The sequence below is a fragment of the Enterobacter sp. PL_is514 genome, assembly GCF_055816715.1.
Genome location: NZ_JBVPGN010000027.1, coordinates 44881 through 59317, shown reverse-complemented (window position 1 = coordinate 59317; position 14437 = coordinate 44881). Strand labels below are relative to the sequence as shown.

Below are 14437 nucleotides of genomic sequence, written 5' to 3'. Positions count from 1 at the left end.
ATAATACCGCTTACATATAGTGAGTCAGATCACACTCCGCTGCGTCCTGCCAGGGCATACAATCAATGTAAAAATAGTTAAATAGCCTTTAATTACAATCGGATAAACTCTCTTTAGCACATTTTTGTATAAATAAGATTGCCATTTGACCTGTGTACCAATTCCCGATAAGTTGGAAATCCGCTGGAAGCTTTCTGGATGAGCGGCCTGCTCATCATATTTATGCAGTAATTGAGATTCCCTCTGAAGCAAGTCCTCAAACTTGTTTACCTGCGCGAAAGGATGAAAAAGAGGGCGAATGCGAGGTCCGCGTATGAAACGCAAACCCCGTCGCCATGCTCTTTCTGTGCCTGTGCGCCACGGTAAAGTTCAGTGGGAAGCCCGACGAGCCTGGGGAGGTTCACTGATATGTTGTACGATAAATCCCTTGAGAAGGATAACTGTGGTTTCGGCCTGATCGCCCACATAGAAGGCGAACCTAGCCACAAGGTAGTGCGTACCGCTATTCACGCACTGGCCCGTATGCAGCACCGTGGCGCCATCCTTGCCGATGGTAAAACCGGCGACGGTTGCGGCCTGCTGCTGCAAAAACCGGATCGTTTCTTCCGCATCGTGGCGGAAGAGCGCGGCTGGCGTTTAGCCAAAAACTACGCTGTCGGCATGCTGTTCCTGAATCAGGATCCTGAAAAGGCTGCCGCCTCACGCCGCATCGTCGAAGAAGAACTTCAGCGTGAAACCCTGTCGATTGTCGGCTGGCGCAATGTGCCAACCAACGAAGGGGTACTCGGTGAAATCGCCCTCTCCTCGCTGCCTCGTATTGAACAGATTTTCGTCAACGCGCCTGCGGGCTGGCGTCCGCGTGATATGGAACGCCGTCTGTTTATTGCCCGCCGCCGTATTGAAAAACGTCTCCAGGACGATAAAGAGTTCTACGTCTGTAGCCTCTCTAACCTGGTGAACATCTATAAAGGTCTGTGTATGCCGGCTGACCTGCCGCGCTTCTACCTGGACCTGGCGGACCTGCGTCTGGAATCGGCCATTTGCCTGTTCCACCAGCGCTTCTCCACCAACACCGTTCCACGCTGGCCGCTGGCTCAGCCGTTCCGCTACCTGGCGCACAACGGCGAGATCAACACCATCACCGGTAACCGCCAGTGGGCCCGCGCCCGTACCTATAAGTTCCAGACGCCACTGATCCCCGATCTGCACGATGCCGCACCGTTCGTGAACGAAACCGGCTCTGACTCCAGCTCGATGGATAACATGCTGGAACTGCTGCTGGCGGGCGGGATGGATATCGTGCGCGCCATGCGTCTGCTCGTGCCACCGGCCTGGCAGAACAACCCGGATATGGATCCTGAGCTGCGCGCGTTCTTCGACTTCAACTCCATGCACATGGAGCCGTGGGACGGCCCGGCGGGCATCGTCATGTCCGACGGCCGTTTTGCCGCCTGTAACCTGGACCGTAACGGTCTGCGTCCGGCGCGCTACGTCATCACCAAAGACAAGCTCATCACCTGCGCCTCTGAAGTCGGTATCTGGGATTACCAGCCTGACGAAGTGGTCGAGAAAGGCCGCGTCGGTCCGGGCGAGCTGATGGTAATCGACACCCGCGGTGGGCGCATCCTGCACTCCGCCGAAACCGACAACGATCTGAAAAGCCGCCATCCGTACAAAGAGTGGATGGAGAAGAACGTGCGTCGTCTGGTGCCGTTCGAAGATCTGTCGGACGAAGAAGTGGGCAGCCGCGAGCTGGACGACGATACCCTCGCAAGCTACCAGAAGCAGTTTAACTACAGCGCAGAAGAGCTGGACTCCGTCATCCGCGTGCTCGGTGAGAACGGCCAGGAAGCGGTCGGCTCGATGGGTGACGATACCCCGTTTGCCGTGCTCTCCAGCCAGCCGCGCATCATTTACGATTACTTCCGTCAGCAGTTCGCGCAGGTCACCAACCCGCCGATCGACCCGCTGCGTGAAGCGCACGTGATGTCGCTGGCCACCAGCATCGGTCGCGAGATGAACGTCTTCTGCGAGGCCGAAGGCCAGGCACACCGTCTGACCTTTAAATCGCCGATCCTGCTGTACTCCGATTTCAAACAGCTCACCACCATGAAAGAGGAGCACTACCGCGCCGACACGCTCGACATTACCTTCGACGTGAACGAAGCGAGCCTCGAAGAGACGGTGAATGCGCTGTGTGACAAAGCCGAACAGATGGTGCGTAACGGTACCGTGCTGCTGGTGCTGTCCGACCGCAACATCGCGAAAAACCGTCTGCCGGTACCGGCCCCGATGGCGGTGGGCGCTATCCAGACGCGTCTGGTCGATAAGAGCCTGCGATGCGACGCCAACATCATTGTGGAAACCGCAAGCGCGCGCGATCCGCACCACTTTGCCGTGCTGTTAGGCTTCGGTGCGACGGCGATCTACCCGTACCTGGCCTACGAAACGCTGGCCCGTCTGGTGGATACCCGCGCGATCGACAAAGATTACCGCGCGGTGATGCTGAACTACCGTAACGGCATCAACAAAGGTCTGTACAAGATCATGTCCAAAATGGGCATCTCGACCATTGCCTCCTACCGCTGCTCGAAGCTGTTTGAAGCGGTCGGCCTGCATGACGAGGTCGCCAACCTCTGCTTCCAGGGCGTGGTCAGCCGCATCGGCGGCGCCGGTTTTGCTGACTTCCAGCAGGATCTGGTGAACCTGTCCAAACGCGCCTGGCTGGCACGTAAGCCGCTGGATCAGGGCGGTCTGCTGAAATACGTTCACGGCGGCGAATACCACGCCTACAACCCGGACGTGGTGCGCACGCTGCAGCAGGCGGTTCAGAGCGGCGAATACCGTGATTATCAGCAGTACGCTGAGCTGGTGAACAACCGTCCGGCGGCAACGCTGCGCGACCTCATTGCCCTGAATCCGGGTGATGAAGCGGTCAGCATTGACGACGTTGAACCGGCATCCGAACTGTTCAAACGCTTCGACACCGCGGCGATGTCCATCGGCGCGCTGAGCCCGGAAGCCCACGAAGCGCTGGCGGAAGCCATGAACAGTATCGGCGGCAACTCTAACTCCGGCGAAGGCGGTGAAGATCCGGCCCGTTACGGCACCAACAAGGTGTCCCGTATCAAGCAGGTGGCATCCGGTCGCTTTGGCGTAACGCCAGCGTACCTGGTCAACGCCGACGTGATTCAGATTAAAGTCGCTCAGGGTGCGAAACCGGGCGAAGGCGGCCAGCTGCCGGGTGATAAAGTTACCCCGTACATCGCCAAACTGCGCTACTCGGTACCGGGCGTGACGCTGATCTCCCCGCCGCCGCACCACGATATCTACTCTATCGAGGACTTAGCGCAGCTGATTTTCGACCTGAAGCAGGTCAACCCGAAGGCGATGATCTCCGTGAAGCTGGTTTCCGAACCGGGGGTCGGCACCATCGCCACCGGCGTGGCGAAAGCCTATGCGGACCTCATCACCATCGCCGGCTACGACGGCGGTACCGGTGCAAGCCCGCTCTCCTCCGTGAAATATGCGGGCTGTCCGTGGGAGCTTGGCCTGGTGGAAACCCAGCAGGCGCTGGTGGCTAACGGTCTGCGTCATAAGATCCGCCTGCAGGTGGACGGTGGTCTGAAAACCGGCCTCGACATCATCAAGGCGGCGATCCTCGGCGCGGAAAGCTTCGGCTTCGGTACCGGCCCAATGGTTGCGCTTGGCTGTAAATACCTGCGTATTTGCCACCTGAACAACTGCGCAACCGGCGTGGCAACCCAGGACGAGAAGCTGCGTAAGAATCACTATCACGGTCTGCCGTTCAAAGTAACCAACTACTTTGACTTCATCGCCCGCGAAACCCGCGAGCTGATGGCGCAGCTGGGCGTTAAACGTCTGGTGGATCTGATTGGTCGTACCGACCTGCTGAAAGAGCTGGAAGGCTTCACGGCGAAGCAGCAGAAGCTGGAGCTGTCTAAGCTGCTGGAAACCGCGCAGCCGCACCCTGGCAAAGCGGTCTACTGCACCGAGAACAACCCGCCGTTCGATAACGGCGTGCTGAACGCACAGCTGCTGCAGCAGGCGAAGCCGTACGTGGACGACAAGCAGAGCAAAACGTTCTGGTTTGATATCCGCAACACCGACCGCTCCGTGGGCGCCTCCCTTTCCGGTTATATCGCGCAAACGCACGGTGACCAGGGGCTGGCGGCGGATCCGATTACCGCGCACTTCAGCGGTACTGCGGGTCAGAGCTTCGGCGTGTGGAACGCAGGCGGCGTTGAGCTTTACCTGACCGGCGATGCCAACGACTACGTCGGCAAAGGCATGGCGGGCGGTCTGCTGGCGGTGCGTCCTCCGGTCGGCTCAGCTTTCCGCAGCCATGAAGCCAGCATCATCGGTAACACCTGCCTGTACGGCGCGACCGGCGGTCGTCTGTTCGCAGCAGGCCGTGCGGGCGAGCGTTTTGCGGTGCGTAACTCCGGTGCCATCACCGTGGTGGAAGGCATTGGCGATAACGGTTGTGAATACATGACGGGCGGGATTGTTTGCGTTCTGGGTAAAACCGGCGTGAACTTTGGCGCGGGCATGACGGGTGGTTTTGCCTACGTCCTGGATGAAGACGGTGAGTTCCGCAAACGCGTGAACCCGGAGCTGGTGGAAGTGCTGGACGTTGATACGCTGGCTATCCACGAAGAACATCTGCGCGGTTTGATCACCGAACACGTGCAGCATACCGGTTCTTCGCGCGGCGAAGAGATCCTGGCGAACTGGCCAGCGTTCTCTGCGAAATTCGCGCTGGTTAAGCCGAAGTCCAGCGATGTTAAAGCCCTGTTGGGTCACCGTAGTCGTAGCGCAGCAGAGCTGCGCGTGCAGGCGCAGTAAGGAATTCAGATGAGCCAGAACGTATACCAGTTTATCGACCTGCAGCGTGTTGATCCGCCAAAGAAACCGCTGAAGATCCGCAAAATTGAATTTGTTGAAATCTACGAGCCGTTTTCAGAGGGCCAGGCCAAAGCGCAGGCAGACCGCTGCCTGTCCTGCGGTAACCCTTACTGCGAATGGAAATGCCCGGTACATAACTACATCCCGAACTGGCTGAAGCTGGCCAACGAAGGACGTATTTTTGAAGCCGCCGAGCTGTCTCACCAGACCAACACCCTGCCGGAAGTGTGCGGCCGCGTGTGTCCTCAGGACCGTCTGTGCGAAGGTTCCTGTACGCTGAACGACGAGTTCGGCGCGGTGACCATCGGCAACATCGAGCGCTATATCAACGATAAAGCGTTCGAGATGGGCTGGCGTCCGGATATGACCGGCGTGAAGCAAACCGACAAGCGCGTGGCGATCATCGGCGCGGGCCCGGCGGGCCTGGCCTGTGCGGACGTGCTGACCCGCAACGGCGTGAAGGCGGTGGTCTTTGACCGTCATCCGGAGATCGGCGGCCTGCTGACCTTCGGTATCCCGGCCTTCAAGCTGGAAAAAGAGGTCATGACCCGTCGCCGTGAAATCTTCACCGGCATGGGCATTGAGTTCAAACTTAACGTGGAAGTGGGCCGCGACGTGCAGCTCGACGACCTGCTGAAGGATTACGACGCCGTGTTCCTGGGCGTGGGCACCTATCAGTCCATGCGCGGCGGTCTGGAGAACGAAGATGCGCCGGGCGTGTACGACGCGCTGCCGTTCCTGATTGCCAACACCAAGCAGATTATGGGCTATGGTGAAACGGCGGATGAGCCATTCGTCAGCATGGAAGGCAAACGCGTGGTGGTGCTGGGCGGCGGTGATACCGCGATGGACTGCGTGCGTACCTCCATTCGTCAGAATGCGGCACACGTGATCTGCGCCTACCGTCGTGACGAAGAGAACATGCCGGGTTCTAAACGCGAAGTGAAAAACGCGCGTGAAGAGGGCGTGGAGTTCCAGTTCAACATCCAGCCTCTGGGTATTGAAGTGAATGCCAACGGTAAAGTGAGCGGTGTGAAGATGGCGCGCACGGAGATGGGGGCACCGGATGCGAAAGGCCGTCGTCGTGCGGAAATCGTCGCCGGTTCTGAACACGTGATCCCGGCCGATGCCGTGGTGATGGCGTTCGGTTTCCGTCCTCACAGCATGGAGTGGCTGGCGAAGCACAGCGTCGAGCTGGATTCACAGGGCCGCGTGATTGCGCCAGAAGGCAGCGATAACGCGTTCCAGACCAGCAACCCGAAAATCTTCGCCGGTGGCGATATCGTTCGCGGTTCTGACCTGGTGGTGACGGCGATTGCCGAAGGCCGCAAGGCGGCTGACGGTATACTGAACTACCTGGAAGTGTAAAAAAACAGGCCCGATTGGGCCTGTTTTTTATTTCACGACGCGAAGAGCCGGACGACCACCGCGCGGAGGCGGATCGTCATCAGGGTCATTGTCGTCGTGATGATCGGGTTTATCGCCATCAATAAGTGACATCACCGTGTCGCTTTCGCGCTCATCGGATGCGTTGTCATCATTCAGGCTGGCAACATCTTCATCATACGCCGCTTCCGGCTCGAACATGGTACCCGCACCGTTTTCACGCGCGTAGATAGCCAGCACGGCTGCCAGAGGTACGGAAACCTGACGCGGCACGCCGCCGAAACGCGCGTTGAAGCGCACTTCATCGTTTGCCAGCTCCAGGTTACCCACCGCACGCGGCGCAATGTTCAGTACGATCTGTCCGTCACGCGCGTATTCCATTGGAACCAGCACGCCCGGCAACGTCACATCCACAACCAGGTGCGGCGTGAGCTGGTTATCCAGCAGCCATTCATAGAAGGCGCGCAGCAGATACGGACGGCGTGGGGTAAGTTGTGACATTTCCACAGTCATTAGCCTCGGCCGAGACGCATTTCACGTTCCGGTTCAGTTAAAGATGCCAGGAAAGAGTCGCGTTCAAATACGCGAGTCATATAGCCTTTCAGCTCTTTCGCGCCAGGACCGCTGAACTCTACGCCCAGGGTTGGCAGACGCCACAGCAGCGGTGCCAGGTAGCAGTCCACCAGGCTGAACTCATCGCTCAGGAAGAACGGTTTCTGACCAAACACAGGCGCGATTGCCAGCAGCTCTTCACGCAGCTGCTTACGTGCAGCGTCAGCTTCAGAAGCGGAACCGCTGACGATAACGTTCATCAGCGAGTACCAGTCTTTTTCAATACGCTGCATGTACAGGCGGCTTTCACCACGCGCGACAGGGTAAACAGGCATCAGTGGCGGATGCGGGAAACGCTCATCCAGATATTCCATAATGATACGGGATTCCCACAGGGTCAGCTCGCGATCCACCAGCGTCGGTACGCTTTGGCTCGGGTTGAGATCGATCAGATCCTGAGGCGGGTTATCCTTTTCCACATGCTCGATCTCAAAACTGACACCCTTCTCGGCCAGCACGATACGAACCTGATGGCTATAAATGTCAGTAGGACCAGAAAACAGCGTCATTACCGAACGTTTGTTGGCAGCGACAGCCATGAAAACCTCCAGGTATATTCAGAATTTTTACTGCTACCAGCCCAACAGGGGCCAGCCAGATGTTGTATCGCCCATCCCAGAGAAAACACATTGTTCAAGAAACGAACAAAAATCGAGTATTCACCGATATTTGGGCAGAAAATTGGATGATAGTTTACCAGATTTTGATGGCTTTGTGGTGAGGGGATTCTGGAAATGTGGAAAAAGAGAAGATATATGCATGGAGATTGTGGATAACCTGCGCATTATCCATAAAAAAACCCGCCGAAGCGGGTTTTTCGCCAATCGTTCTGCGTAAGCAGAATGGATTAACGTTTGGAGAACTGTGGACGACGACGTGCTTTACGCAGACCCACTTTCTTACGTTCAACCTGACGCGCGTCACGAGTAACGAAGCCAGCTTTACGCAGTTCAGAACGCAGGGATTCGTCGTACTCCATCAGAGCGCGGGTGATACCGTGACGGATCGCACCTGCCTGACCGGAGATACCACCACCTTTAACGGTGATGTACAGATCCAGTTTTTCTACCATGTCAACCAGTTCCAGCGGCTGGCGAACTACCATGCGGGCAGTTTCGCGACCGAAGTATTGTTCCAGAGAACGCTGGTTGATTACGATTTTACCACTGCCCGGTTTGATGAAAACGCGAGCTGCGGAACTTTTGCGGCGACCAGTGCCGTAGTATTGATTTTCAGCCATTGCCTATAATCCCGATTAGATGTCAAGAACTTGCGGTTGCTGTGCCGCGTGGTTGTGCTCGTTGCCTGCGTAAACTTTCAGTTTACGGAACATAGCACGACCCAGCGGGCCTTTTGGCAGCATGCCTTTAACCGCGATTTCAATCACACGCTCAGGACGGCGGGCAATCATCTCTTCAAAGGTCGCTTCTTTGATACCACCGATGTGGCCGGTGTGGTGATAGTACACTTTGTCAGTACGCTTGTTGCCGGTTACAGCAACTTTATCAGCGTTCAGAACGATGATGTAATCACCGGTATCAACGTGCGGAGTGTATTCCGCTTTATGCTTACCGCGCAGGCGACGAGCCAGTTCAGTAGCCAGACGGCCCAGAGTTTTACCGGTCGCGTCAACAACATACCAGTCGCGCTGTACGGTTTCTGGTTTAGCTGTAAAAGTTTTCATTAAAAGCTTACCCAAATAATAAGTTACACGTTGGTGAACACCCAAACGTTTAGTCAGTTGAGGTTCACACGACAAAGTCCGGCAAACCTACCCCTTCGAATAGCTAATGCCGACACATAGAAAGTTTCGGGAAAAAAACCTTCTCGTAACGTGGGGTCGCAAGATTATAGAGAAGTTGAGGTCAAAGATCGACCCTTAAATGTGATTTGGAATGGGTTTTTCGGGGTTAAGTATTGTACGGTCTGGTGCCCTCACCCCCGGCCCCTCTCCCACAGGGAGAGGGTGGCATTTATTAACGTCTGGTGCCCTCCCCCCAGTCCCTCTCCCACAGGGAGAGGGTGACGTTTGTTACGGCATATGCTCCAGCTTCAGGTATTCCTCGCTCTGCATCTCCTGCAGGCGCGACAGGCAGCGCTGGAATTCAAACTTCAGCCGCTCGCCCTGGTAAATCTCATATAAAGGTACCTCGGCGCTGACCACCAGCTTGACGTGGCGCTCATAAAACTCGTCCACCAGCGCAATGAAGCGCCGTGCTTCGCTCTCCATCAGCCGCGTCATCACCGGTACATCCAGCACCATCACGGTGTGGAACAGACGCGAAAGCGCAATGTAGTCGTGCTGGCTGCGGGCATCCACGCAGAGCGTCGTAAAGGAGACCGCCAGCGTTTGGTTTTCGACGCCAAGGGTGGGCAGCGGGCGATGGTTAATCTCGAGTTCCGGGGCGTGATCGCGTTTTGCCCCCGCCAGCGCCAGCCAAAGCTTATCCATCTCGCGGGTGGTCTCTGCATTTAACGGCGAAAGCCAGAGGTGCGCCTGTGTCAGGGTTCGCAGACGATAATCGACACCGGCATCGACGTTCATGATGTCGCAGTGCTGCTTGAGGGCGTCGATGGCAGGCAGGAAGCGTGCCCGCTGCAGGCCGTTACGATAGAGCTCATCCGGCGGGATATTCGACGTGGCCACCAGCGTGATTCCGCGGGCAAATAGCGCTTTCATCAGGCCACCTAACAGCATGGCATCGGTGATGTCAGACACAAAAAACTCATCGAAGCAGAGCACGTCGGTTTCCGCCTTGAACCTGTCGGCCACAATCTCCAGCGGATCGCTTTTACCCTGCAGTGCGGTCAGCTCTTCATGCACCCGCAGCATAAAACGATGGAAGTGCAGGCGCTGTTTGCGTGCGCCCGGCAGGCTCAGATAGAACAGGTCCATCAGCCAGGTTTTTCCGCGACCGACCCCGCCCCACATATATAAACCGCGCACCGGCGCATGAGCCTGCGGCGCTTTTTTACCGAGCAACCGCCCAAACGCCGCCTTTAGGCCACCGTTCTGTTCGACTTCAGCGGGTTTTGCCGTGAGCTCCTGATAAATCATCTCCAGACGGTTTACCGCCTCACGTTGAACGTCATCCGGCTGATGAGTGCCCTCGTTTAGGGCCAGTTGATATCGCGATGCAGGGGACAGGTTTTGCATAATCTTATTGTTATTCCTTCAATTAACGCTCACCAGCAGACGCGACTGATGAAAAAAAGGCCGTTCTACACTACGCGATGATACGTCAGGATTCCACTTCTACGGAAATAGCGGTTATAGTGGCATTATCAGGCACAGGCAGGAGCCGAGCCAACACCCTACGGAACAACAAGACAACGGGAGAAGTTCATGACCTGGGAATATGCGCTAATCGGTTTAGTCGTCGGCATCGTTATCGGTGCTGTGGCCATGCGTTTCGGTAATCGCAAATTGCGTCAGCAGCAGTCACTGCAGTACGAACTGGAAAAGAACAAAGCCGAGCTGGAAGAGTATCGTGAAGAGCTGGTCAGCCATTTTGCCCGTAGCGCCGAGCTGCTGGACAACATGGCGACCGACTATCGTCAGCTGTATCAACATATGGCCAAAAGCTCCAGCAGCCTGCTGCCGGAAATGACCGCGGAAACCAACCCGTTCCGCAACCGTCTGGCTGACTCTGAAGCCGGTAACGATCAGGCGCCCGTTCAGATGCCTCGCGACTATTCCGATGGCGCGTCCGGCCTGCTGCGCGGCGGTGTAAAACGCGATTAATCGCACAACCTGAATTTATTTTACGGGCGCAGCGATTGCGCCCGTCCTTTCTTGATGACCCCAGCTATCATTTAGTTAAACACCTCATTGTTCAGCGGTTTAAAATTCAATAACATCAACGTGTTTTTGGGGCCGTTTTTCCTTTATTCCAGGTTACGAGAGTCAACATCGATGAAGAAAAAAAACCAGCTGTTGAGCGCTATCGCGTTAAGTGTCGGGTTATCTCTCTCGGCGTCCGTCCCTGTATTCGCCGCCATCCCCACCCAGGTGCCTGGCCAGGCGGCCATTCCAAGCCTCGCACCCATGCTGGAAAAAGTGTTGCCTGCGGTCGTCAGCGTTCAGGTTGAAGGTACCGCAGTACAAAACCAACGCGTCCCTGAAGAACTGAAAAAATATTTTGGCGATGAGTCTCCCGACCAGCAGGCGCAGCCTTTTGAAGGCCTGGGCTCTGGCGTCATTATTGATGCGGCAAAAGGCTATATTCTGACCAACAACCATGTCATCAGCCAGGCCGATAAAATCAGCGTCCAGCTGAACGATGGCCGCGAATTCGATGCCAAACTGATCGGCGGAGATGACCAGAGCGACATCGCGCTGTTGCAGGTGCAAAACCCGAGCAACCTGACCCAGATTGCCATCGCGGACTCCGACAAACTGCGCGTCGGCGATTTTGCCGTCGCCGTGGGCAACCCCTTTGGTTTAGGGCAGACCGCGACTTCCGGGATCGTCTCCGCGCTGGGACGCAGCGGCCTCAATCTGGAAGGGCTGGAAAACTTTATCCAGACCGATGCCTCCATCAACCGTGGGAACTCCGGCGGGGCATTGCTCAACCTTAACGGCGAGCTGATAGGGATTAACACGGCGATTCTGGCCCCGGGCGGCGGCAGCATCGGGATCGGTTTTGCTATCCCCAGCAATATGGCCAAAACCCTCTCTCAACAGCTCATTCAGTTTGGCGAAGTCAAACGCGGGCTGCTGGGTATTAAAGGCATGGAGATGAGCGCGGATATTGCAAAAGCGTTCAACATCAACGTACAGCGCGGGGCGTTTGTCAGTGAAGTGCTGCCTAACTCCGGCTCGGCAAAAGCGGGCGTGAAATCGGGTGATGTGATCGTCAGCCTCAACGACAAGCCGCTGAGCAGCTTTGCAGAACTGCGTTCGCGGATTGCCACAACGGAACCTGGTGCCAAAGTGAAGCTGGGCCTGATACGTGACGGTAAGCCGCTGGACGTTGAAGTCACGCTGGATAAGAGCACCTCTTCCTCTGCCAGTGCGGAGCTTATCGCCCCGGCCCTGCAAGGGGCTACGTTGAGCGATGGGCAGTTGAAAGACGGTACGAAAGGCATTCGCATCGAGACCGTCGAGAAGAGCAGCCCTGCCGCACAGGCCGGATTGCATCAGGATGACGTGATCATTAGCGTAAACCGCAATCGCGTGCAGTCCATTGCCGAACTGCGCAAGGTGCTGGAAAGTAAACCGGCGGTTATTGCCCTGCAGGTCATGCGTGGCAATGAGTCCATCTATATACTGTTGCGCTAAGCATTTGTGACCCGGACATCACCGCTGCGTGTGATGTCCGGATAACTCATGTTATGCTGCAAATCGTTCCTTTTTTAACGACACGCGCATCATGCTTTTAAAGCTCTTACGTTCTATTGTCATCGGTTTGATTGTTGCTGGCCTGCTGCTGCTGGCGCTGCCGTCTATACGTCAGCTCAATAAACTGTCGGCTCCCCAGTTCGATAGCACGGATGAAACGCCAGCCACCTATAACCAGGCCGTTCGCCGTGCCGCACCTGCCGTGGTTAACGTCTATAATCGTGGTCTGAACACCTCAGCCCACAACCAGCTGGAGATCCGTACCCTCGGCTCCGGCGTAATAATGGACGAGCGCGGCTACATTATTACCAACAAGCACGTGATTAACGATGCCGACCAGATCATCGTCGCCCTGCAGGATGGCCGCGTATTTGAGGCGTTACTCGTTGGATCTGACAGCCTGACCGACCTGGCCGTGCTGAAAATTAACGCCACGGGCGGTTTGCCGGTCATCCCGATCAACCGTAAACGAACCCCGCATATTGGTGACGTCGTCCTGGCGATTGGTAACCCTTACAACCTGGGTCAGACCATCACCCAGGGGATTATTAGCGCGACCGGTCGTATTGGCCTCAACCCCTCCGGGCGGCAGAACTTCCTGCAAACCGATGCCTCCATCAACCACGGTAACTCCGGCGGGGCGCTGGTCAACTCGCTGGGCGAACTGATGGGCATCAACACCCTCTCGTTCGATAAGAGTAACGACGGCGAGACGCCGGAAGGGATCGGCTTTGCCATTCCGTTCCAGCTGGCGACCAAGATCATGGATAAGCTGATCCGCGACGGACGCGTGATCCGCGGCTATATCGGTATCGGCGGGCGCGAAATTGCACCGATGCATACCCAGGGCGGTGGTATCGATCAGATTCAGGGGATTGTGGTGAATGAAGTGTCGCCTGGTGGCCCGGCCGCTAATGCGGGTATTCAGGTAAATGACGTCATTGTGTCGGTCAACGGCACGCCAGCGGTCTCTGCGCTGGAGACGATGGACCAGGTGGCAGAGATTCGTCCGGGCTCTATCATCCCTGTTGAAGTCATGCGCAACGATAAGAAACTGACGCTGCATGTGACGATTCAGGAATATCCGGCCACTAACTGACAAGCATAAAAAAACGGAGCGATAAGCTCCGTTTTTTTTGCCAGAAGACGGTTCGTTTTACTTGTTAACGAACTCTTCACCCAGGGTGATATCTTTCTTCAGCGTATCCAGCATACCTTCCATCGCGTGTTGTTCAAACGCGCTCAGCGTACCAATGGATTTACGCTCTTCGATACCGTTTTTACCCAGCAGCAGCGGTTGAGAGAAGAAGCGAGCGTGTTCGCCATCGCCTTCAACGTAAGCGCATTCAACAACGCCTTTCTCGCCCTGCAGAGCGCGAACCAGTGACAGGCCAAAACGCGCAGCTGCCTGGCCCATAGACAGGGTTGCAGAACCGCCACCCGCCTTCGCTTCCACCACTTCGGTGCCCGCGTTCTGGATGCGTTTAGTCAGGTCAGCCACTTCCTGCTCGGTGAAGCTCACGCCTGGGATCTGCGACAGCAGAGGCAGGATGGTGACGCCAGAGTGACCGCCAATGACCGGCACTTCCACTTCTGTTGGCTGTTTGCCTTTCAGCTCAGCAACAAAGGTGTTGGAACGGATGATATCCAGCGTGGTCACGCCAAACAGTTTGTTTTTGTCGTAAACACCGGCTTTCTTCAGCACTTCTGCCGCGATAGCCACGGTGGTGTTCACCGGGTTAGTGATGATACCGATGCATGCTTTCGGGCAGATTTCTGCAATCTGCTGCACCAGGTTTTTCACGATGCCCGCGTTGACGTTGAACAGGTCTGAACGATCCATGCCTGGCTTACGCGCCACGCCTGCAGAAATCAGCACCACGTCAGCACCCTGCAGTGCAGGACGTGCATCTTCACCGGAGAAGCCTTTGATTTTTACAGCGGTCGGGATGTGGCTCAGGTCAACCGCCACACCTGGGGTTACCGGAGCAATATCGTACAGGGAGAGTTCTGAGCCTGAAGGCAGTTGGGTTTTCAGTAGTAGGGCAAGCGCCTGGCCGATACCACCAGCAGCGCCGAGGACTGCGACTTTCATCCTAAACTCCTTATTATGGTTAACTTAAGTATCTGTAAATCCGTTGCGGCGACCATAATTCAGCAAGTAAA

At 56.3% G+C, this 14437-nt stretch carries 11 protein-coding genes; 5 read left to right on the top strand and 6 right to left on the bottom strand.

Features of this window, described 5'->3' with window-relative positions:
* Positions 1-408 precede the first annotated feature (408 nt).
* A complete protein-coding gene (gltB, locus tag AC0TNG_RS04330) occupies positions 409-4869 on the top strand; it encodes a glutamate synthase large subunit (RefSeq protein WP_032650412.1) in 4461 nt (1486 codons plus the stop codon).
* Between the two features lie 9 nt (positions 4870-4878).
* Positions 4879-6297 (top strand): glutamate synthase subunit GltD, encoded by a 1419-nt coding sequence (gene gltD / locus AC0TNG_RS04325; RefSeq protein ID WP_023309377.1) that lies wholly within the window; start codon positions 4879-4881, stop codon positions 6295-6297.
* Between the two features lie 27 nt (positions 6298-6324).
* Here gltD and sspB read toward each other — a convergent pair whose 3' ends face one another.
* From sspB to zapE, 5 genes are all read right to left on the bottom strand, one after another.
* On the bottom strand, positions 6325-6822 hold the full coding sequence (gene sspB / locus AC0TNG_RS04320; protein ID WP_024906337.1) for a ClpXP protease specificity-enhancing factor: 498 nt from the start codon (positions 6820-6822) through the stop codon (positions 6325-6327).
* A gap of 5 nt (positions 6823-6827) precedes the next feature.
* Complete coding sequence (gene sspA, locus AC0TNG_RS04315) at positions 6828-7466, bottom strand: stringent starvation protein SspA (protein WP_023333624.1); 639 nt, start codon at positions 7464-7466, stop codon at positions 6828-6830.
* A gap of 308 nt (positions 7467-7774) precedes the next feature.
* Positions 7775-8167: a 30S ribosomal protein S9 gene (gene rpsI, locus AC0TNG_RS04310; protein ID WP_003860436.1), complete on the bottom strand. Its 393-nt coding sequence runs from the start codon at positions 8165-8167 to the stop codon at positions 7775-7777.
* Positions 8168-8182: 15 nt separating this feature from the next.
* Positions 8183-8611, bottom strand: a complete 429-nt coding sequence (gene rplM, locus AC0TNG_RS04305; protein ID WP_006178824.1) for a 50S ribosomal protein L13 — start codon at positions 8609-8611, stop codon at positions 8183-8185.
* A 348-nt stretch (positions 8612-8959) separates the two neighbouring features.
* On the bottom strand, positions 8960-10084 hold the full coding sequence (gene zapE / locus AC0TNG_RS04300) for a cell division protein ZapE (protein ID WP_208763299.1): 1125 nt from the start codon (positions 10082-10084) through the stop codon (positions 8960-8962).
* 189 nt (positions 10085-10273) lie between these two features.
* Here zapE and zapG point away from each other — a divergent pair, with 189 nt between their 5' ends.
* The 3 genes from zapG (at position 10274) to degS (ending at position 13370) form a co-directional block, all read left to right on the top strand.
* Positions 10274-10672 carry a Z-ring associated protein ZapG gene (gene zapG, locus AC0TNG_RS04295; protein WP_008502832.1) on the top strand — a complete coding sequence of 133 codons (399 nt, stop codon included), beginning with the start codon at positions 10274-10276 and terminating at the stop codon, positions 10670-10672.
* A 171-nt stretch (positions 10673-10843) separates the two neighbouring features.
* Positions 10844-12211, top strand: coding sequence for a serine endoprotease DegQ (gene degQ, locus AC0TNG_RS04290; RefSeq protein ID WP_473712479.1), 1368 nt, complete (start codon positions 10844-10846; stop codon positions 12209-12211).
* A 91-nt stretch (positions 12212-12302) separates the two neighbouring features.
* On the top strand, positions 12303-13370 hold the full coding sequence (gene degS, locus AC0TNG_RS04285) for an outer membrane-stress sensor serine endopeptidase DegS (protein ID WP_032650421.1): 1068 nt from the start codon (positions 12303-12305) through the stop codon (positions 13368-13370).
* A gap of 57 nt (positions 13371-13427) precedes the next feature.
* Here degS and mdh read toward each other — a convergent pair whose 3' ends face one another.
* Positions 13428-14366, bottom strand: coding sequence for a malate dehydrogenase (mdh, locus tag AC0TNG_RS04280; protein WP_023309387.1), 939 nt, complete (start codon positions 14364-14366; stop codon positions 13428-13430).
* Positions 14367-14437: the final 71 nt, after the last annotated feature.

Excerpts from the sequence above, each read along its gene's own strand:
- gltB (WP_032650412.1), top strand. The coding sequence starts at position 409 with ATGTTGTACGATAAATCCCTTGAGAAGGATAACTGTGGTTTCGGCCTG.
- gltD (WP_023309377.1), top strand. The coding sequence starts at position 4,879 with ATGAGCCAGAACGTATACCAGTTTATCGACCTGCAGCGTGTTGATCCG.
- sspA (WP_023333624.1), bottom strand. The coding sequence starts at position 7,466 with ATGGCTGTCGCTGCCAACAAACGTTCGGTAATGACGCTGTTTTCTGGT.
- rpsI (WP_003860436.1), bottom strand. The coding sequence starts at position 8,167 with ATGGCTGAAAATCAATACTACGGCACTGGTCGCCGCAAAAGTTCCGCA.
- rplM (WP_006178824.1), bottom strand. The coding sequence starts at position 8,611 with ATGAAAACTTTTACAGCTAAACCAGAAACCGTACAGCGCGACTGGTAT.
- zapE (WP_208763299.1), bottom strand. The coding sequence starts at position 10,084 with ATGCAAAACCTGTCCCCTGCATCGCGATATCAACTGGCCCTAAACGAG.
- zapG (WP_008502832.1), top strand. The coding sequence starts at position 10,274 with ATGACCTGGGAATATGCGCTAATCGGTTTAGTCGTCGGCATCGTTATC.
- degQ (WP_473712479.1), top strand. The coding sequence starts at position 10,844 with ATGAAGAAAAAAAACCAGCTGTTGAGCGCTATCGCGTTAAGTGTCGGG.
- degS (WP_032650421.1), top strand. The coding sequence starts at position 12,303 with ATGCTTTTAAAGCTCTTACGTTCTATTGTCATCGGTTTGATTGTTGCT.
- mdh (WP_023309387.1), bottom strand. The coding sequence starts at position 14,366 with ATGAAAGTCGCAGTCCTCGGCGCTGCTGGTGGTATCGGCCAGGCGCTT.